The sequence below is a fragment of the Senegalia sp. (in: firmicutes) genome, assembly GCF_052088025.1.
Classification (GTDB): Bacteria; Bacillota; Clostridia; order Tissierellales; family SIT17; genus Anaeromonas.
On sequence record NZ_JBQCYD010000032.1, the window covers coordinates 1 to 25,387 of the forward strand.

The window sequence follows — 25,387 nt, forward strand, 5'->3', positions numbered from 1 at the left end:
AGATAATCTAATTTTAATTAATTAGACTGTCTACTTTGGAAGTATCATATCATTATAGTTCGTTTTTTTATGTGTGAATTTCCACACAGTGTAAAAAATGTTAACACAAAGTGTCCTTGATAGGTAATTAACAAAGGTTTGTGATTTTTTTATTTGAAGTGTATAAGATATAAGACATATATAAATAAATATTTATGTATATAAATAATCTTAAAAATTATGTCGATTTTTATATCTCTTTTTATATTAGTTTAGATGGCTTGAAATAGCTATTAAATATAAGTATAAATAAATATAAAAAGAATTTTGATAAATTTATAACTATTGGCATGGCTTATGCATTATATATTGTCGAAGGAAAAAAGTTAATAATTCTTTTTTAAGGTTTATATATTTAAGGAGGGTAAAAAAATGAATTTTAGTTTAAATGATGAACATGTAATGATTAGAAAAGTCATGGAAGAGTTTTCTGAAAAGGAAGTTAAACCTATTGCTTCTGAAATAGATCAATCTGAAAGATTTCCAAAAGAAACAGTAGCAAAAATGGTGAAGGCAGGGATGATGGGTATACCATTTCCTAAGGAATATGGCGGTGCTGGTGGAGATGAACTAGCTTATGCAATTGCTGTAGAAGAATTATCAAAAAAATGTGGTACTACAGGAGTTATACTTTCAGCTCATACATCACTTGGTGCTTGGCCAATATATAAATATGGTACAGAAGAACAAAAACAAAAATATTTAGTGCCACTTGCAAAAGGTGAAAAGCTAGGTGCATTTGGTTTAACAGAGCCTAATGCTGGAACAGATGCAGCAGGTCAACAAACAATTGCAAAATTAGAAGGGGACCATTATATATTAAATGGATCAAAAGTATTTATTACAAATGGTGGTCAGGCAGATACTTATATAGTAATGGCTATGACTGATAAATCAAAAGGTACAAGAGGAATAAGTGCTTTCATAGTTGAAGCAGATTATGAAGGATTCAAAATTGGTAAAAAAGAAGATAAATTAGGTATAAGAGCATCAGCTACTACAGAATTAATCTTTCAAAATGTGAAAGTTCCTAAAGAAAATTTATTGGGAGCAGAAGGAAAAGGATTTAAAATAGCAATGTCTACTCTTGATGGTGGTAGAATTGGTATTGCGGCTCAAGCTCTTGGTATCGCAGAAGGTGCTATGGATGAGTCAGTTAAATATGTTAAAGAAAGAGAGCAATTTGGTCGTGCAATAGCAAAATTCCAAGGATTACAATGGATGATTGCAGATATGGAAACAAAAATAAATGCAGCTAGATTACTTGTATATAGTGCAGCAGATAAAAAGAAACAAGGTCTTCCATATGCTAAAGAAGCAGCTATGGCAAAACTTTATGCTTCAGAAGTTGCTATGGAAGTTACTACAAAAGCAGTTCAACTTCATGGAGGATATGGGTATACGAAAGATTATGCAGTTGAAAGAATGATGAGAGATGCTAAGATTACAGAAATATATGAAGGAACTTCAGAAGTTCAAAGAATGGTTATAGCTGGTAATGTATTAGCTTAAAAATGATAGGAGGAATACTTTATGAATATTATTGTATGTATCAAACAAGTTCCAGATACAAATGAAGTTAAAATAGATAAAAAAACAGGAACACTTATAAGAGAAGGAGTTCCAAGTATAATAAATCCAGATGATAAAAATGCATTAGAAGAAGCATTAAGACTTAAGGATGAATATGGTGCAAATGTAGTAGTACTTACTATGGGACCACCTCAAGCAAAGGTAGCTTTAAAAGAAGCTTTAGCTATGGGTGCAGATGAAGGAATATTATTAAGTGATAGAGCATTTGCAGGATCTGACACTTGGGCAACATCTACAACTCTTGCAGGAGCTATAAAGAAATTAGATTATGATATATTACTTTGTGGTCGTCAAGCAATAGATGGAGATACAGCACAAGTTGGACCTCAAATTGCTGAACATTTAAATTTAGCACAAATAACTTATGTTGAAGATTTAAAAATAGATGGTAAAGAAATCATAGCTCATAGAGCAGTAGAAGATGGATATTACAAAGTAAAAGCACAAATGCCAGTACTTCTTACTGCAATTGGTGAATTAAATGAACCAAGATATCCTTCAATGAGAGGAATATTTGATGCATTTAGAGAAAAAGAAATAAAAGTATGGTCTGCAGACGATATAATAGTAGATATGGATGAAATAGGACTTAAAGGATCTCCAACACAAGTTAAAAAATCATTTACACCAGCTACTAGAGGATCAGGAGAGCAATTAGAAGGTAGTACTGAAGAAAAGGTAAGAAACTTAGTTGTAAGACTTAAGGAAAGACAGATAATATAATTATTAGAAGGAGGGAAAATAATGGCTATAAGAGTGATAACAGATAAATGTATTGGGTGTGGAATTTGTGTTAAAGTATGCCCATTTGATGCTATAGATATGATTGATAAAAAAGCAATAATAAAGGATAATTGTACTCTTTGTGGACAATGTGTGGATGCATGTCCTGTAAATGCAATTGTTAAGGATGAAGAAGAAGTAAAGCATAAAATCAATATAGAAGATTATAAGGGTGTATGGGTGTTTGCAGAGCAAAGACAAAATGAAGTATTAAATGTATCCATAGAACTTCTAGGTGAAGGTAGAAAGATGGCAGATAAAAGAGGCGTGGAACTTACAGCAGTATTACTTGGTAGTAATTTAGATGAAAATGCTGAACTTTTATCAAAATATGGCGCAGATAATGTTTTAAAGGTAGATAATGAAAAATTAGAAAACTATACTACTGATGCTTATGCTAAAGTAATAGCTGATTTAATAGATGAAAGAAAACCTGAAATAATGTTAATAGGGGCTACAACAATTGGTAGAGACCTAGGACCTCGCGTATCTGCAAAGGTACACACGGGACTTACTGCAGATTGTACACGTCTTGAAATTGATGAGGAAGATGGTAAATTACTTCAAACTCGTCCAGCTTTTGGTGGAAACTTAATGGCTACTATAGTTTGTCCAAATCATAGACCTCAAATGTCTACAGTAAGACCTGGGGTTATGGAGAAAGCAAAATTTAATGAAGATGCAAATGCTAATATAGAAAATATAGAAGTATCATTTAAAGAAGGGGATTTAAAGACTGAAGTATTAGAAGTTGTTAAATCTGAAAAAGAAATAGTAGCACTTGATGAAGCACCAATCATTGTTGCTGGTGGTAGAGGAATGCAAACTAAAGAAGGTTTTGAATTACTTGAAAAATTAGCAGAAAAATTAGATGGAGTAATAGGAGCATCTCGTGCAGCAGTAGATGAAGGATGGATAGAGCATTCTCATCAAGTAGGTCAAACAGGAACTACAGTAAGACCTAAGTTATATATAGCAGCAGGAATATCTGGAGCTATTCAGCATTTAGCTGGTATGCAATCATCTGATTGTATCGTAGCAATAAATAAAAATGCAGATGCACCAATATTTAAAGTTGCAGATTATGGTATTGTGGGAGATTTATTTGAAGTAATTCCACAATTACTTGAAGCTCTTGATAATGTAGATGACATTGTTACAGCTTTAAAGGGATTAGAAGCATAAATTAAAAATATTAACACTCAAATATATTTAAATATATTTGAGTGTTTTTTTGTAAAAAAATTAATGTATTGTAAAAACATGTCGATATATATATGGGGGTGTATTAATTGAAAAATATTTTTAAGAAAAGTAAAAGAAAAGATAAAAAAGTAGTAGGAAAGAAAAAAAGTCTTAATAAAAGATTAATAAGGCTAGTTGTAATACTCATATTTTCTACAGTTCTATTAGTTGGTGTTTCTTCATATTTAGTATCAGTTAATTCCTTAGAAGAAGAATTAAAGAATTCATCATCTCAACTTACTCAAGAAATTAAAAATGGGGTATCTGAGTACTTTTTAAATTATGAAAAAGGAATAAATGTAATTTCTAAAAATGAAGCATTTACTGATTTAGAAGAAGAATTAAGTGAAGAAGAAGTAAATAATATCAATAAAGCTTTAGGTGATTATTATAATTCAAATGATGAAATATTAAGTATTTATTTTGCTCCAACAGTAGGAGGATTTTATGATTTTCCACAAACTGATTTAGGTGAAGATGAATCATATATTCCTACTACAAGACCATGGTATAGTTTAGCAGAGGAAAATAAAAAAACTATATGGAATGATCCATATTTAGATGTAGATACAAAGGAAACAATTGTTACAATATCAGTACCTTCATATAATGGTGATGATTTAAAAGGAGTTATAGCAATTGATCTATCATCTAAGGTGTTGGCTGATAGATTAGGAAAAATTAAGGGTGAGGATGAAGGAGAATTAATATTAGTAGATGGCAACAATATTGTAATATCTCATCCAAACATTGATTTAGTAGGAGAAGAATTACCTATAGAAGAAGTGAACACTGCTACAGCAAAAAAAGAAAGTGGTATAGTAGAATATTCTATGGAAGAAAACGGAAAAGAAGAAGATAAATTCACTACGTTTTCAACAATAGGTGGATTAAATTGGAAGGTATTAAATACTACATATATGTCTGAAATAAGAGAAGAAGCAAACAAAATTCTTTTTTACAATTTGGTAATTGCAATTTTTGTATTGACTATAGCAATAGCTGCAGCACTTTATTACTCTAAAAAGATAACCAAACCTATAAATCTTCTAGTAAAGGATATGGAAAAAGTTAAAGAGGGAGATTTTACTGTAAAGTCAAATATAATTACAAATGATGAAATAGCTACATTATCAGAGACATTTAACATAATGGTAGGGGAAGTAAAACACCTTATAAATAATTCAAGAGAAGCATCAATGTCAGTAATAAGTTCATCACAAGAACTTGCAGCAACATCTGAAGAAACTAGTGCCCAGGCAGAAGAAGTATCTCGTACTGTTGAAGAAATAGCAAAAGGAGCTTCAGAGCAAGCATCTGATGCAGAAAATGGAGCAAACCTTGTAGCAGGACTGGGTGAGCGTATAAATGAACTAGTAATAAATAGTGAACAGATAATAAATGATACTAAAACTGTAATGGATTTAAATATAGAAGGGGTATCAGCAGTAGAAAGTTTAAAGGAAGAAAATAAAGAAAATAAGCTTACAACAGATAATATAGAAAAAGCTGTAACAGGATTAAATGATAAATCAAAAAATATAGGAGAAATCCTTGGAACCATAACATCAATTGCAGAGCAGACGAATTTGCTTGCACTTAATGCATCCATAGAAGCAGCAAGAGCAGGAGATGCAGGACGTGGATTTGCAGTTGTAGCAAATGAAATAAGGAGCCTTGCAGAAGGTTCAGGTATAGCGGCAGAAAAGATAAGGGATATAATACTAGGACTTCAAAATGAAAGTAAAAACACAGTAGATGCTATGAGAGATGTAAAATCAAGTGCAGAAAAACAAGATAATGCAGTAGAGAAGGTAAATAATAGTTTTTCTAATATATCAAATAAAATAGATGATATATCAGCTAAGATAGAAAATATGAATGAATATATAAAGACTATTGAAGAGAGCAAAAATGGTCTAGTAGATAGCATACAAAACATATCATCAGTATCAGAAGAAACAGCAGCAGCATCAGAAGAAGTAAGTGCTTCCATGCAAGAGCAAACAAGTGCAGTAGAACAAGTAGCAATGCTTGCAAATAATTTATCTGCTCTTTCTGACAAATTAAATAGCGAAATAGAGAGATTTAAAATTTAATAATATTTTTTAAAAGTGGACATGTTTATAGTCCACTTTTTCGTGTTATAATATCTATAGTTAATAGATTGAGGTGATATGAATGAAAGTGTATGCTTTAGTTGGAACAAGTGGAACAGGTAAGAGTTATAAGGCTATAAATTTAGCAAAGGATAAAAAAATAAAATATATATTAGATGATGGTTTGCTTATAAAAGGAACAAAAATCATGGCAGGAAAATCAGCAAAAAGAGAACATTCTACAATAAAAGCAGTAAAAACAGCCTTGTTTATGGATGAAGGACATAGAAAATCAGTATTAAATATATTAAAAAACGATAAAATAGAAAGTATATTATTGATTGGCACTTCAGAAAGAATGGTAGAAAAGATAGCAAAAGCACTTGAACTTCCTGAAATTTCTGAGAAAATATATATAGATCAAATTTCAAAAAAAGAAGAGATAGCAATAGCAAGAAATTCTAGAATGAAGGAAGGAAAACATATAATTCCAGTACCAACCTTTGAAGTAAAGAAAGACTTTTCTGGTTATTTTCTTGATACACTTAAAATATTTAAGAGAAAAGGTGACAAAAAAGAAGATAGCTATGAGAAAACTGTAGTTAGACCAACCTTTAGTTATCTTGGCAAATATACTATTTCAAATGGAGTATTAAAGGATTTAATAAGGATATCAGGCTATAGAATATCCAATATTTCAAAGATAAGTAATGTTTATATCAAGGATGATATACATGGTATAGAAATAAATATAGATATAAATATGGATAAAGTGGAGGCCATTCCTCCATTAATAATACAATTGCAAGAATCTATAATTGCTGAAATTGAATATGCAACTGCTTTAAATGTTTTAGCAGTGAATGTTAATGTTAAAAAAATCATAAATATTTAATTAACACTTTTATTCTTAGCTTCATATAGTTTAAAAGTAGCCTCTGAGGGTAACTATCATAAGTATAAAGTAAATTAGGAGGTAGTAATATGACATATGATTTGATAGAAGAAAATGATAAAATAATAATAAAAAATATAAAAAACTTTGAACCTAAACATATATTTGAATGTGGTCAGGCATTTAGATGGCATGTAGAGGAAGATGATTCCTATACTATAGTTGCATTTGGCAAGATATTAAATATTTCAAAAGTAGGAAATGATGCAATTTTTTCTAATACTAATAAAGAAGATTTTTTAAAGATTTGGTATCATTATTTTGATTTAGATAGAGATTATGACAAAATCAAAGATGAACTTTCAAAGGATGAAATAGTTAAAGAAGCTATAAAATTTGGAAGTGGAATGAGAATATTAAATCAAGATGAGTGGGAAATGCTTATTTCCTTTATTACATCTGCAAATAATATGATTTCTAGAATAAAAAAATCCTTGAATTTATTAAGTGAAAAATATGGAGAATTAATAGGAGAATATAGAGGTAATAAATATTATTCTTTTCCTAGCGCAGAGAGTTTAAATAGATTATCATTAGAAGATATCAAAGATTGTGGCGTAGGATTTCGTGCTAAATATATTTTATCAGCAGCAAATATCATATCAAGAGAAGAAATAGATGTTTATGCTATAAAAAATCTACCAACTGAAGATGCAAGACGAGATCTTTTGATATTTCCAGGAGTAGGACCAAAAGTGGCAGATTGCATAATGTTATTTTCTATGGAAAAATCAGATGCCTTTCCTATAGATGTGTGGGTAAAAAGAGTTATGGAATATTTTTATTTAAAGGAAGATACTAAATTAAAAGTTATTCAAAAATATGGAGAAGAAAAATTCGGACACCTTGCAGGTTTTGCACAACAATATTTATTTTATTATGCAAGAGAACTTGGAATAGGTAAGAAGAAGTAAGTAATTAAGGGGGTTCTTTTTGTGTTAGGAACTATAGTTGATTTTTTTGCTATATTAATAGGAGGAATAATAGGAGTAAATATAAAAAATGGGTTAAAGGACAATTATAAAAGAATTATCATGGATTCACTTGCATTAACAGCAATAGTTATTGGACTTAATAATGCACTTAAAGATGTAAATTTACTTGTTGTAATATTTAGTGTAGTATTGGGATCTATTGTAGGTGAGGCTATAAATATAGAAGGTAGACTCAATAAACTAGGAGATTTCTTAGAAGGTAAATTTGGAAGAGGTGATAAAAACTTTGCTAAGGGTTTTATCACAACATCTTTAATATTTTGTGTAGGAGCTATGTCTATAGTAGGTGCACTTGAAAGTGGTCTTACAGGTAATCATGACACACTTTATGCAAAGTCAGTATTAGATGGGGTAACTGCTATAATATTTGCATCTACATTTGGTATAGGGGTAATTTTTTCTGCTATATCTGTATTTATATATCAAGGTACTATAACCCTTTTAGCTTCTTCCTTAAGCGGAGTGCTGATAGATTCAGTAGTTTTAGAGATGTCAGCTGTAGGAGGAATATTAATTCTTGCAATAGGAATAAATGTATTAGAATTAAAAGAACTAAAGGTAAGCAATATGCTTCCAGGAATATTTTTCCCCCTAGTATTTTATATGGTTAAATTAGTTTTTTAATCTATATCATTTTAGATATATATCATATATAATGAAATGTAGAATAAACTTTAAAGGGGATTAAGAATGAATAAAAGAAAAGTAATATCGTATTTGAATTTTTTACCACTAATTATATTATCAATATTACTATTTAAAGTAATAGATAATCCACATTCTTTTATAGATTTTTTAAGTATATTAAGTCCTTTTTTAATTGCATTTGGTATAGCCTATCTTTTAAATCCCTTAGTTGACTATCTAGGAAAAACTTTTAAATTAAATAGAATAGGCAGTATATTTTTTGCATATATAATAGTACTTGGTGCTTTAGTGTTTTTAATATCCATAGTTACACCAAATATAATTGAAAGTATAACAACACTTATAAGCAATACTCCTACTTACATAAAAAACATTCAAGAATTTCTTGAATATAATGTAACTAGATTTGAAATATTTAGTGGAACAAATATAACTCAAACCATAGAAGATTTGATATTAGATTCACTTACAAAAATAACAGAAGTTGCAAATTCTGCTGTTAATCAAGTACTATCTCAAGCAATAAATGCAACAGCATTTTTAATTAAATTGATTTTATCTATAGTTATATCAATATATATGCTTAAAGATAAAGAGAATTTTAAAAGACAGATAAAGAGATTATTATATTCTGTACTTAATTATAATAATGCTACAAAGACTATAGAACTAGGTAGGGATGTAAATAGAGTATTTTCTAGGTATCTAGTAGGTAAATTCATAGACTCATTAATAGTAGCTATTATTTGCTTCTTAGTGCTATTTATAGTAGTCAGAGCACCATTTTCTATGTTGCTTAGTGTAATAGTAGGTATTACTAATATGATACCTTATTTTGGGCCATTTATTGGAGCAGTACCTGCTGTAATTATAACGCTTTTCATATCTCCTATAAAAGCATTGTGGGTTGCAATTACAATACTTGTAATTCAACAATTTGATGGACTTTATTTGGGACCTAAAATATTAGGTGAACATGTAGGAGTTAAACCATTTTGGATTATATCTGCAATAAGTATAGGTGGTTCACTATTTGGATTTATGGGAATGCTATTAGGTGTACCTGTTATAGCAGTTATTAGACTTTTAGTTTTAAGATTTATAGATAAGAGTTTAAAAAACAATAATATAGATATATAAATATAGAAGAAAAAACGAGAATCAAAGAGCTAGAAGAAGATATTCATATATAATAACAATTAATAGGCAATTAGTAGTAATTTATAGGTTTGCATATAATACTACAAAATTGTACTATTATATTTAGAAGGATTAGCACTCACTAAGAGTGAGTGCTAATAATGAAAATATTTAAAAATTTGAGGAGGGTAATTAATGAATTTAAAACCATTAGGAGACAGATTAGTAATTAAAAAGATAGAAGCACAAGAAAAAACTAAAAGCGGAATTGTTTTACCAAACTCAGCACAAGAACAACCACTAATTTCAGAGGTGTTGGCACTGGGAGATGGAATAACTTCAGATGATAAAAAGAAAGATACTATAAAAGTAGGAGATAAAGTTATAGCATCTAAATTTTCTGGAACAGAAGTTAAGCTTGATGATGAAGATTATATAATAATTAAATTAAACGATGTACTTGCAATAGTTGAGTAAAAATTTCAAAAAAATTAAAGGAGTGATTATTTAATGGCTAAACAAATTAGATTTGGAGAAGAAGCCCGCCGTTCAATGGAAAAGGGTATAAATAAATTAGCAGATACAGTTAAAGTTACATTAGGACCTAAAGGAAGAAATGTAGTTCTTGGCAAGAAATTTGGTTCACCTTTAATTACTAATGATGGAGTTACTATAGCGCGTGAAATAGAATTAAAAGATGCATATGAAAATATGGGCGCACAACTTGTAAAAGAAGTAGCTACAAAAACAAATGATGTTGCAGGAGATGGAACAACTACAGCTACTTTACTTGCACAAGCAATGATAAGAGAAGGACTTAAGAATGTTGCAGCTGGAGCAAATCCTATGATCCTAAAAAAAGGGATACATAAGGCTGTAGAAGTTGCAGTAGAAGAGATAAAAAATATTTCAAAGACAATAGAAAGCAAGGAAGCAATAGCACAAGTTGCATCTATTTCAGCAGATGATGAAAATATAGGTGAATTAATAGCAGAGGCTATGGAAAAGGTAGGAAAAGATGGAGTTATAACTGTTGAAGAATCACGTTCAATGGGTACTACTTTAGATGTAGTTGAAGGAATGCAGTTTGACAGAGGATATTTATCACCTTATATGGTAACAGATACGGAAAAAATGGAAGCATCCTTAGATGATCCATATATTTTAATTACAGATAAAAAAATAACTAGTATTCAAGAAATATTACCAGTACTTGAGCAAATAGTTCAACAAGGTAAGCAACTTCTTATAATAGCAGAAGATATTGAAGGAGAAGCACTTGCAACATTAGTAGTAAATAAAATTAGAGGAACATTTAATTGTGTTGCTATAAAAGCACCTGGTTTTGGAGATAGAAGAAAAGAAATGTTAAGAGATATTGCAATCCTTACAGGTGGAGATGTTATAAGTGAAGAATTAGGATATGATTTAAAAGAAACTACATTAGATATGCTAGGAACAGCATCTAGTGTTAGAATAGACAAAGAAAATACTACTATAGTAAATGGAAATGGAAATGAAAATGAAATAGCTAATAGGGTAAATGAAATAAAAGCTCAAATCGAATCATCTGATTCAGAATTTGATACAGAAAAACTTCAAGAAAGACTTGCAAAGCTTGCAGGAGGAGTTGCTGTTATACAAGTTGGAGCTGCTACAGAAACAGAACTTAAGGAAAGAAAATTAAGAATAGAAGATGCATTATCAGCAACTAGGGCTGCAGTAGAAGAAGGAATAGTTCCTGGTGGTGGAACAGCACTTATAAATGCAATACCAAAGATCAAAGAACTTGTAAATCAAACAAAAGGTGATGAGAGAACTGGAGTAAACATAGTACTTCGTTCACTAGAAGAACCAGTAAGACAGATTTGTGAAAATGCAGGACTTGAAGGTTCAGTAATAGTTGAAAAGATCAAAACTAGTGAAAAAGGTATAGGATTTGATGCATTAAATGAAGAATATGTAAACATGATAGATTCAGGTATAGTTGATCCTACAAAAGTAACAAGATCAGCACTTCAAAATGCTGCATCAGTTTCAGCAATGGTTCTTACTACAGAATCAGTTGTAGCAGATGAAGAAAATGAAGATGATAACATGCCAATGGGCGGCGGAGGAATGCCAGGAGGTATGGGCGGAATGCCAATGATGTAAGTGAAAAAAATAAAAGCATGCAGATTTTAATCTGCATGCTTTTTTAATATTTAATTACATTCTAAAACTATCTACTTCTCTTTCAGCTTCTTCACGGCTCATATCATATCTTTCTTGGAGTTTTCCAACTAATTTTTCTCTATCACCTTCAATAACATCTAAATCATCATTAGTAAGTTTACCCCATTTTCTTTGAGCTTCACCTTTTACTTGCGTCCATTTTGCTTTAAAATCTGATTTATCCAAATTAGTACCTCCTTATATTATTTTAACCTAATTAATATATACCCACATATGTTAATTTTAAAAATTAATTATGATACATATTATCTCTTTCTATTTCATCATAAGATTTACCATATCTTTCTGTAAACTTCTCGTTCAATTTTTCTGTATCACCATTTATATACTCTATATCTTCATCTGTTATCTTATTCCATTTTTCTTTTATAGTAGCTTTTAATTCTTCCCATTTTGATTTGTTATTGTGTGTCATGGGTAAACACCTCCTTTAAAATATATTATACCCATAATTTTTATTTTAAAATAATTAAAAAAGAATGTTTCGGAAATTAATTCCAAAAACATTCTTTTTATTATATTTTCCTATATGTTTTAATTGTGTTTATTTTACAGTGTTAGCTTCTTTAATTGACTTATCAGCATCTATTTTAGCTTCTCTTTCAGCCTTTGTTCTTATTCTAACATCTGGTTCAGAAGGTATTCCAAATAGAGGAACAAATCTATCTAATCCAGTTAATGTAAGAATTAGTATTGATCCAACTGCAATCATTGCCATAAAATTGTATTTAATAATATCTATTGCTGTGAATGAAGCTAGAGGATACACTGCACTAGCAATCCCTACATAAAAACTCATATAAACATGCCATGGGATTAATTGTGAACCAAATACCCCAAGTGCATCATTGTATGTTGCATTTCTAAGTCTTAGCTTGTACATATCTTCTTCACTAGCTATAACATTTTCATCAGTAAGATTTTTCATAATAGGTCCAATAGTTACTATTTGAGCCATCTCATCAGATAAAGCAGCATTACCTGCTATTGAAAGTAGACCATTTGCAAACATAAGTTGTCTAACTTTTCGAATCCTCTTAGATATGAAATTAGATAAAGGTGCAAAAGCATCCATCTTTGCCATTATACCACCAAAAGCACCAACCCACATCATCATTACTATAACCCAGCTACCTGCATCGGCAAAACCTGTAATCATTAAATTTAAAAATCCATCATCACCACTTATAGATGTTACAGTACCTGCAAATAATCCTAAAATTAATGATGTAATTATTCCAATACCAAGACATGCTAGAGTAGGTAGTCCTTTAATAGCAACAGCTATAACTAATATAAGTGGAATAACCATATAAAAAGGAACTCCATCTTGTACTTGATTTAATAAGGTAACAGCAGAAGGTCTTTTTGCATCTAAGTTAGTCCATACTTCTTCAGGAATTTGTTGGATAGCATCAGCTGCATTACCAACTATATCAGGTAATCCCATAAATAAACCAACTACAAATATAACAATAGCTGATAGAATTAAAGTTGATACAGACCAAACTCCTTGATGTCTGATTCTGTGTATAACTTCAACCTTGTGTATACCAGAACTTACTACAGTAGTATCAGATATAAGACCTATATTGTCTCCAAAACAAGCTCCTCCAGCTACTGCCGCAGTAGTAAGCATAAGATTTCCACCTACAATATGATTTAACCATAAAAATATTGGTGCAGCTGCAGCAAAAGTTCCCCAAGATGTACCTGTAGCAACTGATAAAATACCAGTAACAAATAATGCAGTAACAGCTACGGTTTTTCCATTAAGTCCAAGGTTTAAAGCTGCATTTATGATAGCTGCCCCCACACCTGTAGCCATAAATGCTTCTGCCATAGCATAAGCTGCCATAAGAATAAAAAATACTAATTGCATTTCCTTCACGTTTTCTACAGCACTATCTAATAACTCATTAAAAGATAATTTTTCTGTTGCAAAAGCTATAATAGCAGCATAAATTGTAGCTATTGGTGCTGCAATAAGTGCATTAAATTCTGCAATCATCAGTCCTGCCAATAAGAAAACTGGTGAAAACTTCATTAGCCCCATAATAAAATTCATAAATAATCTTCCCCTTATTTAATATATTTTGAAACAATAGTAAAAAATTAAAACTAAAACATATAGGAAATAAAAAACAATGAAACACAATATAATATAGATGTAAAATAATAGAATATTGTAAAAAAGAACGATTTCATTGATAACATCATAACAAATTTTTAATAAATAAACAAGCTTTTTAAAATATTTTTAATATTACATTTTTTAGATCATACTCCTATATGGTATAATTATGTTAGTTAAAAAAATAGATTATAAATAAAGGTGGATTGTATGAGTAATTCGAAATTAAATGAATTAAAAAACTATATAAAAGATTTGGGAAATGTAGCAGTAGCTTTTTCAGGGGGTGTAGATAGTACCTTACTTGCAAGAGTTGCAACAGATACATTAAAGGAAAAAGCCATTGCAATTACTATCAGTGGACCTCAACATTCAAGTGTAGAGATTAAAGAAGCAAAAGAATTTGCAAGTAGTATAGGAATAAATCATATTGTAATCGAAATGAAAAGTATAGAAAATGAGGAATTAATATATAACCCAGAAAATAGATGCTATATATGTAAAAAAGATGTATTTTCTAAAATAAAAGAAGAAGCAAAAAAACACGGTATAAGTAATGTATTAGATGGTACAAATATAGATGATTTGGGTGATTATAGGCCAGGACTGAAAGCCTTAGCTGAATTAAATATAATTAGTCCATTAAAAGAAGTGGGACTTAATAAAGAAGATATTAGAAAAATATCTAAAGAATTAGATCTACCAACTTGGGATAAGCCTGCTTTTGCATGCCTTATAACTAGAATACCCTATGGAGAGAAACTTACAAATGAAAAACTTCGTATGATAGAGGCTGCAGAAAACTATATTCACAGTTTAGGATTCAATCAATACAGGGTAAGAAATCATGAAAAAACTGCAAGAATAGAAGTGATAAAAGAAGATTTACCTAAGTTTTTTAATGTAGAATTTATGAAAGAAGTATCTGATAAACTAAAAGAAATAGGCTTTAAATATGTAAGTTTAGATTTAGAAGGATATAAGATGGGGAAAATGAATCTTGGAGTTGAAGATATTGAATAAAGATGAATTAAAAATTTTTTTAGAAAGAATCAAAAATGAAGAAATATCAATAGATGATGGAGTAGAAAAAATAAAGAAGTTAGAATATGATGATTTGGGATATGCTAAAATAGATAATCATAGGGAAATCAGGAATGGATATCCAGAAGTAATCTATTGTGAAAACAAATCAAATGAGCACATAAAAGGTATAATAGAAAATATGCTTAAAACAGGAAATAATATATTAGCTACTAGGGCAACAAGAGAAAACTATGAATATGTTAAAGATATTGATAGTGATATAGAATATTATGAAATACCTCGATTAATTGTAATAAAAAAGAAAAAAATAAATATTATAGGTGGAACAGTACTGATTGCAACAGGTGGAACAAGTGATATAAAGGTTGCAGAAGAGGCAGCTATAACTCTTGAAATCTTTGGAAATAAAGTAGAAAGATTATATGATGTAGGAGTTGCAGGTATTCACAGATTACTTTCAAATAAGGATAAATTAAATGAGGCAAATGTTATAATAACAGTAGCAGGTATGGAGGGAGCACTAGCTTCTGTAGTAGGTGGGCTCACAGATAAACCGGTAATAGCAGTACCTACAAGTGTAGGATATGGTGCAAGTTTTAATGGACTTGCAGCACTCCTTGCCATGCTTAATTCTTGTGCATCTGGTGTGGGTGTTGTAAATATTGATAATGGATTTGGAGCAGGATATTTAGCTAGTACAATAAATAGGCAGATTGAATCTTAAAAATAATAGGGGGTAGTATAAATGGAAGAAAAAATATTATATTTTGATTGTCTATCTGGAATAAGTGGAGATATGACAATAGGAGCATTACTTGACTTAGGGATAAATAAGGAAAAGTTTTTAGAAGAGATAAAAAAGATAAATATAGATGAATTTGAATTAGAAATAAAAAAGGGTGAAAAAAATGGTATAACAGGTATTGATTTTGATGTGATAATTAAAGGTCATGACCATGATCATTCACATGACAATCACCACAGTCACGATCATTCTCATCACCACGTGCATAGAAATTTAGAAAATATAGAAAAGATAATAGATGATAGTGATTTAAATAAAAATGTAAAAAATATGAGTAAAAAAATATTTAAATATGTTGCAGAAGCAGAAGCTAAGATTCATGGAAAATCAATAGATGAAGTTCATTTTCATGAAGTAGGAGCAGTGGATTCTATTGTGGATATAATAGGTACATCAATTTGTATAGATTTATTAGATGTAGATAAAATATATTCATCACCTATCCATATAGGGACAGGCCATGTAAAGTGTGCCCATGGTATAATACCAGTTCCAGCACCAGCAACTCTTGAAATATTAAAGGATATTGAAGTTTATTCAAAAGGAATAAAATCAGAACTTGTAACACCAACAGGAGCAGCTATAATAAAAGCATTGGCCTGCGATATAATAGACATGCCACAGATGAAAATAGAAAAAATAGGTTATGGAATAGGAACAAAAGATTTAGATATTACAAATGTACTTAGGGTAATTATAGGTAAAAAAAAAGTAAAAAAAAGATAATATTACTTGAAACAAATATAGATGATATGAATCCAGAAATATATTCATATATAATACCAAAACTGCTTGAAAAAGGTGCATTAGATGTATATTTAACTAATATTATAATGAAGAAGAATAGACCAGCAGTGAAATTATCAGTGATAGTAAATGATGATAAAAAAGAAGATATAATGGAAGCAATATTTAAAGATACCACAACTTTTGGCATAAGAATGATTGATATAGATAGGGAAGTATTAGATAGAAGGTTTGAAGATGTAAATACTAAATATGGTAAAATAAGAGTGAAAATAGGAGAAAAAAATGGAAAAATCATTCAAAGTTCTCCCGAGTATGAAGAAGTAAAAAAGATAGCAGAAAAAAATAATACATCTATAAATGATGTATATAATGAAGTAATTAAAAACATATAAAAAAACATGAATGGCTAATAGCCATTCATGTTAATTTTTTGCACTAGAATCTAAATTTTTATCATCAAAAATATAATCATGCATTTGTTTTATCGTTTCTTCCTCATCATATACTAAATAATAAACCTTATCTATAGTTTGACCTTGTGCATATCCATCTCTTGGGAATCTTTCCATTTCAGGAGTCATAGATCCATTTGTCATTACTGAAGTTCCCATCTTTATAATTTCTGAATTAGTAAGGCTTGTCTTTATTAAAGGAAGTATTTCATTTGAAAGAGCAATATTTGATGCTATACTTCTGTTTTTAACCTTGTTAAAAAGTGACATCAAAACAGTTCTTTGTCTTTCAGTTCTTTCAAAATCTCCATTTCCTGCATATCTAATTCTACTATATTTTAAAGCTTGATCTCCATTTAATGTTTGAACTCCAGCCGATGATACACCAGCTCTTGAAACCTCATAATCTTTTATATCAATTTCAATTCCATCTACTGCATCTATGATCTTTGGAAGGGTTGAAAAGTTTACTGTAGCAAAATCTTTTATATTTAAATTGAAATTTTGATTTATAGTCTTTACAGCAAGATCAGGACCACCAAAAGCATATGCATGGTTTAATTTATCCTTGCCCCTGCCTTCTATATCCACATAAGAATCTCTCATTATAGATGTAAGTTTTAATTTATTGTGCTTATCATCTATAGTAAGAACCATAATAGCATCAGATCTACCAGTAACTCCATCCTCTGCATCAATACCAAAAAGTGCTATGTTTTTTACCTTATTGTTTTTTTCTTCTAATTTCTTTGCAACTTCCTTATCAATTCCTAAATCTTCATTGTCTGTAGATAAATCAGTCCTATCTAGTTTATTTACAGTAGATACAAAGTAAGCTCCACCACCTATTATAAGTCCTATAAATATTGCTAAAAATCCTATTAAAAATATTTTCTTTTTCGACATATTATCATTCCTTTTCATAAAATACCTACATAGTATTATATCCCTATCAATCTAAAACTACAATAGTAAATTTAAATATTAACATGCTTGTAATAATATATCTACATCATTGTTGACAGTTACATGTAAAAATAGTATACTTTTATAATGGTTATTGATAATGAATGTTATTCTCAATAACCATCATTAATTTGTAAAGGAGGGATTAAATGATACGTTTGAAAACAGAATATATAAATATTGGCTATGAGGAAAACTTGATTATAAAAGATCTAAGTGTTGAGATACCTGATAAGAAGATAACCACTATAGTTGGTCCAAATGGATGTGGAAAATCAACCTTGCTAAAGGCTATTACAAGAATCATTTCATCAAAAAGTGGAAATATAATATTAGATGGAAAAGATATGATGAAAATGGATACGAAAAGTTTAGCTAAGAAGATATCTATACTTCCACAAACACAAGGACAAATAGAAGGTTTATCAGTAAAAGAATTGGTTTCCTATGGTCGCTTCCCATATCAAAAAGGTTTTGGGAGACTTTCTAATAAGGATAAGGAGATTATTGACTGGGCTTTAGATGTCACAGGAACTATGATTTATAAAAATAGGTCAATAGATGCTCTATCAGGAGGGCAACGTCAAAGAGTTTGGATTGCAATGGCTTTGGCCCAAGAGACTGATATTATATTTTTAGATGAACCTACTACTTATTTGGATATGGCCCATCAATTAGAAATTTTAGAATTGTTGCAAAAACTCAATATAGAACAACATCGCACTGTCGTTATGGTACTTCACGATCTAAACCAGGCAGCGAGATTTGCAAATTACATAATAGCTCTAAAAAATGGAAAGATAATTAAAGCTGGAAATAGTGAAGAGGTTATAAACAAAAAAGTACTTAAGGAAGTTTTTAATATTGATGCTGAAATAGGAATTGATCCAAGGACAAAAAAACCAATATGCACAACATATAATTTGATAAAAGGAGACAAATAAAATGAAAAAAATACTTATAGCAATGTTAATAATGATTATATTAATTAGTGTAGGATGTAGTAATGAACCTTCAAATGATTTAAATGAAGAGCAACAAGAAGATAAAAATACAGAAACTATTACTTATAAATCAGAAAATGGAGATATAGAAGTACCAAAGAATCCCCAAAGAATAGTTGTTTTATATGGTACCTTATCAGGACATGTTATGGCTTTAGATGGAAATATAGTGGGGGTAGAAAAGTGGTCTATGGACAATCCTAACTATGAAGGATACCTTGATAATGCAGTAGAAGTTTCAGATGAAAACATAGAAAAAATAATGGATTTAGATCCAGACCTTATAATTACAGGTTCAACTAATAAAAATCTTGACAAGTTTCAAAAGATAGCTCCAACAGTTTCATTTACTTATGGTAAACTTGGCTATTTAGAGCAATACTTAGAAGTTGGAAAGCTTATGAATAAAGAAGATGAAGCTAAAAAATGGATAGATAATTTTAGGGCAAAGGCAAAAAAATCTGGAGAAGATATAAAAGCTAAAATAGGAGAAGACTCTACAGTATCAGTAATAGAAGGAGACAACAAACAGATGTATGTCTTTGGTGATAATTGGGGAAGAGGAACAGAGATACTTTATAAAGAAATGGGGCTAAAGATGCCTGAAAAAGTTAAAGAAGATGCCTTAAAAGAGGGATATTTTGCCCTATCTTCAGAAGTTCTTCCAGAGTATTCTGGTGATTATATAGTATTTTCTAAGAATACAGAAGGTGACAATTCTTTTCAAGAAACAAAAACTTATAAAAATATTCCAGCAGTTAAAAATAACAGAGTACTGGAAGTTGATACAAACAAGTTTAATTTCAACGATCCAATTTCTCTAGATTATCAATTAGATAAATTTATTGAATTCTTTTTAGGACAATAAATTTGATATTTAAGTAGGTATAAAAATATAAATGAGGAGTTCAATACTAAAGAATTCCTCATTTTCACTATTGTTAGAGAGGTATGATTTAATGAGAGGAAATGATGGAGTTATAAGTTTTGGATTTAAACTTTTTATCGCAATTATATTAATGGTATTTGCCTTTATAATTTCCATGGTATTTGGAGCTGCTGAAGTATCTTTACATGATGTGTGGCTTGCAATAAGCACAAATATAAAAGTGGACAAGGTGCTTATAATAAGAGAAATAAGGCTCCCACGAGAGATAGCAGCTATATTTGTTGGGGCTGCTCTTGCTGTAGCTGGGGCTATAATGCAAGGAATTACGAAAAATCCATTGGCCGATCCAAGTCTTTTAGGACTTACTTCAGGAGCAAACCTGGCTCTTACAATAGTTATTGCATTTTTCCCATCTGCTAATTATATGGTGATTTTAGTTTCGTGTTTTATAGGATCAGCACTAGCTGTGCTTTTAGTCTTTCGGATAAGTAGTTCAAAAAAAGGTGGTTTTTCACCTCTTAGAATAGTTTTAGCAGGTTCAGCCATATCTACATTCTTATATGCCATAGCTCAAGGAATACAGATTTATTTCAAATTATCAAAAGATGTATCTATGTGGACAGCTGGAGGGTTAGTAGGTAGTTCTTGGAGACAACTTGCTATTATAGTTCCCTTTATTGTAGTAGGAATAATTATGGCAATATTTTTATCTAGACAACTAACTATATTGTCATTAAGTGAAGATGTTGCAGTGGGTCTTGGTCAGAAAACCACAAAGGTAAAGGCAATATTGTTTGTAGCTATAACCATTCTTGCAGGAGCCTCGGTAGCTTTAGCATCAAATTTAGTATTTATAGGTCTTATGATTCCTCATATTGCATATTTCCTTGTTGGAAAAGACTATAAATTTGTAATTCCTATTTCAGCTGTTTTAGGAGCTACACTAATGCTTATAGCAGATACCTTGGGGCGGATTATAAATGCACCTTATGAAACTCCGGTGACTGCTATAGTATCTATAATAGGATTGCCATTTTTTCTATTTATAGTTCATAGGGGAGGAAATAAAATATGAATATAGATAAAAATATTTTTAAAAATCATAAAGTTATTTTACTTATATTACTGGCATTGATGGGCGTAACTATATTATTAAATATGGGAATAGGAGACTTTTCTCTACCTTATGACAGGGCTATACAAACTATTTTGGGAAATGGAACAAGTAAAGAAAAGTTTGTATTATTTGAACTTAGACTTCCTAGAATATTTATCACTATATTATCAGGAATGGCACTGGCATTATCAGGAGCTATTTTGCAAGGCATTACACAAAATGAATTAGCAGATCCTGGTATTATAGGTATAAATTCTGGTGCAGGGGTTGCGGTTGCTATATTTTTTCTTTTTGTACCAATAGATGGTGGAAACTTTTCTTATTTGATACCTGTTGTAGCTTTTATAGGGGCATTATTTTCTTCTATAATCATATATTTACTAGCTTATAAAAAAGGCTACGGAACTGATCCTGTACGGCTTATTATTTTAGGAGTTGGATTTTCAATGGCTCTTTCAGGACTTATGATAGTTATAATATCATCTGCTGAAAGGAGTAAGGTTGAGTTTATATCAAAATGGTTATCTGGTAATGTATGGGGAATAGATTGGGTGTTCATATTAGCTATTGTCCCATGGTTAGCTTTTTTGATTCCATTTACTTTATACAAAGCAAATAAGCTAAATATTATAAATCTAGGTAGGGATATATCGATAGGTCTTGGAATGAATTTAGAAAAAGAAAGGATAGAGCTTCTCCTATCAGCAGTAGCCTTATCTGCCTCTGCAGTTTCTGTTACAGGAAATATATCATTTATAGGTCTTATGTCACCTCATATTGCGAGGGCTTTGGTAGGTCATAGGAGTCAAAAGTTTATTCCAATTGCAATCATTACAGGTGGATTTTTACTTTTATTAGCAGATTTTATAGGACAAAATCTAGTAAAGCCCAATGGATTACCTGCTGGTATAATAGTATCATTGATAGGTGCACCTTATTTTATATACATTCTTATGAAAAAATGATAGCTTAATTTCCTTGACACTTTGGTCGAATTTTGGTACCATTATCTAAACTTAATAAACAGTAACTCGTATATACTCTGGAATAAGGCCAGAAAGTCTCTACCGGACAACCGTAAATTGTCTGACTATGAGTGGAAAACTTGGGATATAATAGTTTATATATAACCTTAAGTTCCACTTGTGGAACCTAGGGTTATTTTTAATTTTAAAGGAGGATTATAATGGAAAAATTTCTAAAAGAAGGTTTAACATTTGATGATGTATTATTAGTACCTGCAAAGTCAGAGGTCTTACCTAAAAATACAAAAACTACAACACAACTTACAAGTAAGATCAAATTAAATATACCACTTTTAACAGCAGGAATGGACACAGTAACTGAAGCAAAAATGGCAATAGCAATAGCACGTGAAGGTGGAATAGGAATAATTCACAAAAATATGTCTATAGATGCACAAGCATTAGAAGTAGATAGGGTGAAAAGGTCAGAGCATGGTGTAATAACAGATCCATTTTCACTTTCACGCGATCATTTAATATCAGATGCATTAGATCTTATGGAGAGATATAGAATATCAGGAGTACCTATCATAGATGAAGACAATAAATTAGTAGGAATAATAACTAATAGAGATATAAGGTTTGAAAAAGTGTTAGATAAAAAAATAGATGATGTAATGACAAAGAAAAAATTAATAACAGCTCAAGAGGGAATAGACATGGATGATGCCCTTGAAATAATGAAAGAAAATAAAATAGAAAAATTACCATTAGTAGATGATGAAAATCATCTAAAGGGATTAATAACTATAAAAGATATAGAAAAGGCCATAGAATATCCGAGTTCTGCAAAAGATGAAAGTGGAAGACTATTAGTAGGTGGCGCAGTAGGTGTAACAAATGATATGATAGATAGAGTAGATGCCCTACATGATAGAAAGGTAGATGTAGTTGTACTAGATACAGCACATGGACATTCTCAAGGTGTAATGGAAGCTTTAAAAACTATAAAAAACAAATATCCAGAATTACAAGTAATAGCAGGAAATGTAGCAACAGCAGCTGCAACAGAAGATTTAATTAAATCAGGAGCAGATGCAGTAAAGGTTGGAATAGGACCAGGCTCAATATGTACAACAAGAGTAGTAGCAGGAGTAGGAGTACCACAAATAACTGCAATAAATGATTGTGCAAATATGGCAAAAAAATATAATGTTCCAATTATAGCAGATGGGGGAATTAAGTTTTCTGGTGATGTAGTAAAAGCACTAGCAGCAGGAGCAGACACAGTAATGCTTGGTTCATTATTTGCAGGTTGTGAAGAAAGTCCAGGACATACTGAACTATATAAGGGAAGAAGATTTAAAGTATATAGAGGAATGGGATCGCTTGGTGCAATGGCAGAAGGAAGTAAAGATAGATATTTCCAAGAAGATAGCAAAAAACTTGTACCAGAAGGAATAGAAGGAATAGTACCATATAAAGGACCTTTACAAGATACAATATATCAATTAATTGGGGGACTTAAATCAGGTATGGGCTACTGTGGAACTGCTACTATAGAAGATTTAAAAGAAAAAGCACAATTTATAAAAATAACAGGAGCAGGACTTGTTGAATCTCATCCGCATGATGTAGAACTTACAAAAGAAGCTCCAAACTATAGTAGAGGATAAAGGAGAATTTGATGAAAAATAATTATATATTAATATTGGATTTTGGTGGGCAATACTCACAATTAATAGCAAGAAGCGTTAGAGAAGCAGGGATATTTTGCGAAATATTACCATATGATGTAAATATAGATAGGATAAAAAAATTAAATCCAGATGGAATAATATTCTCAGGAGGACCAAATAGTGTATATGCAGAAAATTCACCAAAAGTAGATGAAGAAATTTTCTCATTAAATGCACCAATACTTGGTATATGCTATGGTGGACAATTAATAGCAAAAACCTTTGGAGGAAAAGTTGCAAGGGCAGAAAAAAGAGAATATGGTCAAACTGAATTAAATATAGTAGATACAGAAGGTATATTTAAAGATTTAGATGATAGTTTAAAGGTGCTTATGAGTCATACAGACTTCATAAGTGAGTTACCAAAAGGATTTGAAGTAACAGCAAACACTGAAGATTGTCCAGTAGCAGCTATGAAAAATAGTGAGAAGAAAATATATGCAATTCAATTTCACCCAGAAGTAAATCACACAGAAAAGGGAGTCGAAATGATAAGAAACTTCCTATATAATGTATGTGATTTAAAAGAAGATTGGAATATGGGAGATTTTGCAGAAGAGCAAATACAAGCAATTAAAAATAAAATAGGTAATAAAAAAGCAATATGTGCATTGTCAGGAGGAGTAGATTCCTCAGTTGCAGCAGTGTTAGTTCACAAGGCAATAGGGAAAAACTTAACTTGCATATTTGTAGACCATGGACTTCTAAGAAAAGATGAAGGAGACCAAGTAGAAAAAATATTTACAGAAAGATTTGATATGAATCTAATAAGAGTAAATGCACAGGATATTTTCCTATCAAAACTTGAAGGAGTTACAGATCCTGAAACAAAAAGAAAAATAATAGGTGAAGAATTCATAAGAGTATTTGAAAGAGAAAAGGAAAAGCTAAAAGCAGAATTAAGTGATATAGATTATTTAGTTCAAGGAACGATATACCCTGATGTAATAGAAAGTGGAACAGATCATGCAGAAGTAATAAAATCACATCATAATGTAGGCGGACTTCCAGAAGATGTAGATTTTGAACTAGTAGAACCTTTAAGAGAGTTATTTAAAGATGAAGTTCGAGTACTTGGAAGAACACTTAACATGCCTGAAGATGTAATAATGCGTCAACCATTTCCAGGACCAGGACTTGCAATAAGAGTACTTGGAGAGATAACAAAAGAAAAGCTTCATATAGTAAGAGAAGCTGACTATATATTTAGAGAAGAAATAAAAAAAGCAGGACTAGATAAAAGCATCTGGCAATACTTTGCAGTACTACCAAACATAAAAAGTGTTGGAGTAATGGGTGATGGTAGAACATATGACCATACCATAGGACTTCGTGCAGTACACAGCTCAGATGGAATGACAAGTGACTGGGCAAGAATACCATATGAAGTATTAGAAAAAGCATCAAATAGAATAGTAAACAATGTAGATGGAGTAAATAGAATAGTATATGACATAACAAGTAAACCACCAAGCACTATTGAGTGGGAGTAGATGAAAGAAACCTCATAATACCTAGAAATAGTTATTATGAGGTTTTTTTTATATATTATATTATTTTGCAATATTTTAATTGAGGAAATCTTAAAATGGGTAATAGATATGAATAATAGATTTATATATGATAAAATGGAAGTAAATAAAAAATGATTGTTTCGCTGAAAGGAGTGCATTGTTGTGAAATGGAATGATGCAGTAAAAAACTATCCAAATAAATGGTTATTATTTGAAGCATGATGAGTTTTACGCTTACGATGCTTTTTAGGGCTTTTAATACCAGCTTCAGTT

At 30.5% G+C, this 25,387-nt stretch carries 22 protein-coding genes, 1 pseudogene and 1 riboswitch; of the genes and pseudogenes, 19 read left to right on the forward strand and 4 right to left on the reverse strand.

From position 1 onward, the window contains the following. Nucleotides 1-411 precede the first annotated feature (411 nt). The 10 genes from ACTHUW_RS09045 to groL all read left to right on the forward strand — a co-directional run bounded on the left by ACTHUW_RS09045 (nt 412) and on the right by groL (nt 11,651). Complete coding sequence (locus ACTHUW_RS09045) at nt 412-1,551, forward strand: acyl-CoA dehydrogenase (RefSeq protein ID WP_442210629.1); 1,140 nt, start codon at nt 412-414, stop codon at nt 1,549-1,551. Between the two features lie 21 nt (nt 1,552-1,572). Next, a complete protein-coding gene (locus ACTHUW_RS09050) occupies nt 1,573-2,355 on the forward strand; it encodes an electron transfer flavoprotein subunit beta (protein WP_442210631.1) in 783 nt (260 codons plus the stop codon). 21 nt (nt 2,356-2,376) lie between these two features. Continuing rightward, complete coding sequence (locus ACTHUW_RS09055) at nt 2,377-3,600, forward strand: FAD-binding protein (RefSeq protein ID WP_442197472.1); 1,224 nt, start codon at nt 2,377-2,379, stop codon at nt 3,598-3,600. A 107-nt stretch (nt 3,601-3,707) separates the two neighbouring features. Next, the gene (locus tag ACTHUW_RS09060) at nt 3,708-5,759 is read left to right on the forward strand and encodes a methyl-accepting chemotaxis protein (RefSeq protein ID WP_442213109.1); all 2,052 of its coding nucleotides are present in this window, start codon (nt 3,708-3,710) and stop codon (nt 5,757-5,759) included. 82 nt (nt 5,760-5,841) lie between these two features. Continuing rightward, nucleotides 5,842-6,654, forward strand: a complete 813-nt coding sequence (locus tag ACTHUW_RS09065; RefSeq protein ID WP_442210635.1) for a hypothetical protein — start codon at nt 5,842-5,844, stop codon at nt 6,652-6,654. 89 nt (nt 6,655-6,743) lie between these two features. Then, a complete protein-coding gene (locus tag ACTHUW_RS09070; protein WP_442210637.1) occupies nt 6,744-7,628 on the forward strand; it encodes a DNA-3-methyladenine glycosylase family protein in 885 nt (294 codons plus the stop codon). Nucleotides 7,629-7,649: 21 nt separating this feature from the next. Continuing rightward, complete coding sequence (locus ACTHUW_RS09075; RefSeq protein ID WP_442197468.1) at nt 7,650-8,333, forward strand: DUF554 domain-containing protein; 684 nt, start codon at nt 7,650-7,652, stop codon at nt 8,331-8,333. A 66-nt stretch (nt 8,334-8,399) separates the two neighbouring features. Beyond that, nucleotides 8,400-9,497, forward strand: a complete 1,098-nt coding sequence (locus ACTHUW_RS09080) for an AI-2E family transporter (RefSeq protein ID WP_442197467.1) — start codon at nt 8,400-8,402, stop codon at nt 9,495-9,497. 195 nt (nt 9,498-9,692) lie between these two features. Then, a complete protein-coding gene (locus tag ACTHUW_RS09085) occupies nt 9,693-9,974 on the forward strand; it encodes a co-chaperone GroES (protein WP_442197466.1) in 282 nt (93 codons plus the stop codon). Nucleotides 9,975-10,007: 33 nt separating this feature from the next. Then, the gene (gene groL / locus ACTHUW_RS09090; protein WP_442210639.1) at nt 10,008-11,651 is read left to right on the forward strand and encodes a chaperonin GroEL; all 1,644 of its coding nucleotides are present in this window, start codon (nt 10,008-10,010) and stop codon (nt 11,649-11,651) included. 54 nt (nt 11,652-11,705) lie between these two features. Here the strand turns inward: groL and ACTHUW_RS09095 are convergent, their stop codons facing one another. The 3 genes from ACTHUW_RS09095 to ACTHUW_RS09105 all read right to left on the reverse strand — a co-directional run bounded on the left by ACTHUW_RS09095 (nt 11,706) and on the right by ACTHUW_RS09105 (nt 13,800). Next, nucleotides 11,706-11,897: a CsbD family protein gene (locus tag ACTHUW_RS09095; RefSeq protein WP_442197464.1), complete on the reverse strand. Its 192-nt coding sequence runs from the start codon at nt 11,895-11,897 to the stop codon at nt 11,706-11,708. Nucleotides 11,898-11,961: 64 nt separating this feature from the next. Continuing rightward, the gene (locus ACTHUW_RS09100; RefSeq protein WP_442210641.1) at nt 11,962-12,147 is read right to left on the reverse strand and encodes a CsbD family protein; all 186 of its coding nucleotides are present in this window, start codon (nt 12,145-12,147) and stop codon (nt 11,962-11,964) included. 129 nt (nt 12,148-12,276) lie between these two features. Next, nucleotides 12,277-13,800 (reverse strand): Na+/H+ antiporter NhaC family protein, encoded by a 1,524-nt coding sequence (locus ACTHUW_RS09105; RefSeq protein ID WP_442213111.1) that lies wholly within the window; start codon nt 13,798-13,800, stop codon nt 12,277-12,279. Nucleotides 13,801-14,076: 276 nt separating this feature from the next. Here ACTHUW_RS09105 and larE point away from each other — a divergent pair, with 276 nt between their 5' ends. The 3 genes and pseudogenes from larE to larC all read left to right on the forward strand — a co-directional run bounded on the left by larE (nt 14,077) and on the right by larC (nt 16,860). Further along, complete coding sequence (gene larE / locus ACTHUW_RS09110; RefSeq protein WP_442197461.1) at nt 14,077-14,889, forward strand: ATP-dependent sacrificial sulfur transferase LarE; 813 nt, start codon at nt 14,077-14,079, stop codon at nt 14,887-14,889. Then, entirely contained in the window at nt 14,882-15,637 is a 756-nt protein-coding gene (gene larB, locus ACTHUW_RS09115) for a nickel pincer cofactor biosynthesis protein LarB (protein ID WP_442199246.1), read from the forward strand. Before larE ends, larB begins: the two co-directional genes overlap by 8 nt. Before the next feature lie 21 nt (nt 15,638-15,658). Continuing rightward, nucleotides 15,659-16,860: pseudogene (larC, locus tag ACTHUW_RS09120) on the forward strand (nickel pincer cofactor biosynthesis protein LarC). Between the two features lie 30 nt (nt 16,861-16,890). Here the strand turns inward: larC and ACTHUW_RS09125 are convergent. Beyond that, nucleotides 16,891-17,844: an LCP family protein gene (locus ACTHUW_RS09125; RefSeq protein WP_442210645.1), complete on the reverse strand. Its 954-nt coding sequence runs from the start codon at nt 17,842-17,844 to the stop codon at nt 16,891-16,893. Between the two features lie 191 nt (nt 17,845-18,035). On the opposite strand from ACTHUW_RS09125, the gene ACTHUW_RS09130 reads away from it, so the two are divergent. The 6 genes from ACTHUW_RS09130 to guaA all read left to right on the forward strand — a co-directional run bounded on the left by ACTHUW_RS09130 (nt 18,036) and on the right by guaA (nt 25,093). Continuing rightward, nucleotides 18,036-18,830 (forward strand): ABC transporter ATP-binding protein, encoded by a 795-nt coding sequence (locus ACTHUW_RS09130; RefSeq protein WP_442197458.1) that lies wholly within the window; start codon nt 18,036-18,038, stop codon nt 18,828-18,830. Nucleotide 18,831: 1 nt separating this feature from the next. After that, entirely contained in the window at nt 18,832-19,758 is a 927-nt protein-coding gene (locus ACTHUW_RS09135; protein ID WP_442199248.1) for an iron-hydroxamate ABC transporter substrate-binding protein, read from the forward strand. 91 nt (nt 19,759-19,849) lie between these two features. Further along, nucleotides 19,850-20,854 (forward strand): FecCD family ABC transporter permease, encoded by a 1,005-nt coding sequence (locus ACTHUW_RS09140; protein WP_442210647.1) that lies wholly within the window; start codon nt 19,850-19,852, stop codon nt 20,852-20,854. Then, nucleotides 20,851-21,861, forward strand: coding sequence for a FecCD family ABC transporter permease (locus ACTHUW_RS09145; RefSeq protein ID WP_442199752.1), 1,011 nt, complete (start codon nt 20,851-20,853; stop codon nt 21,859-21,861). Before ACTHUW_RS09140 ends, ACTHUW_RS09145 begins: the two co-directional genes overlap by 4 nt. A 46-nt stretch (nt 21,862-21,907) precedes the next feature. After that, a riboswitch (purine riboswitch) is annotated at nt 21,908-22,009 on the forward strand. Between the two features lie 73 nt (nt 22,010-22,082). Continuing rightward, entirely contained in the window at nt 22,083-23,537 is a 1,455-nt protein-coding gene (gene guaB, locus ACTHUW_RS09150) for an IMP dehydrogenase (RefSeq protein WP_442197454.1), read from the forward strand. Between the two features lie 11 nt (nt 23,538-23,548). Then, complete coding sequence (gene guaA / locus ACTHUW_RS09155; RefSeq protein ID WP_442210649.1) at nt 23,549-25,093, forward strand: glutamine-hydrolyzing GMP synthase; 1,545 nt, start codon at nt 23,549-23,551, stop codon at nt 25,091-25,093. Nucleotides 25,094-25,387: the final 294 nt, after the last annotated feature.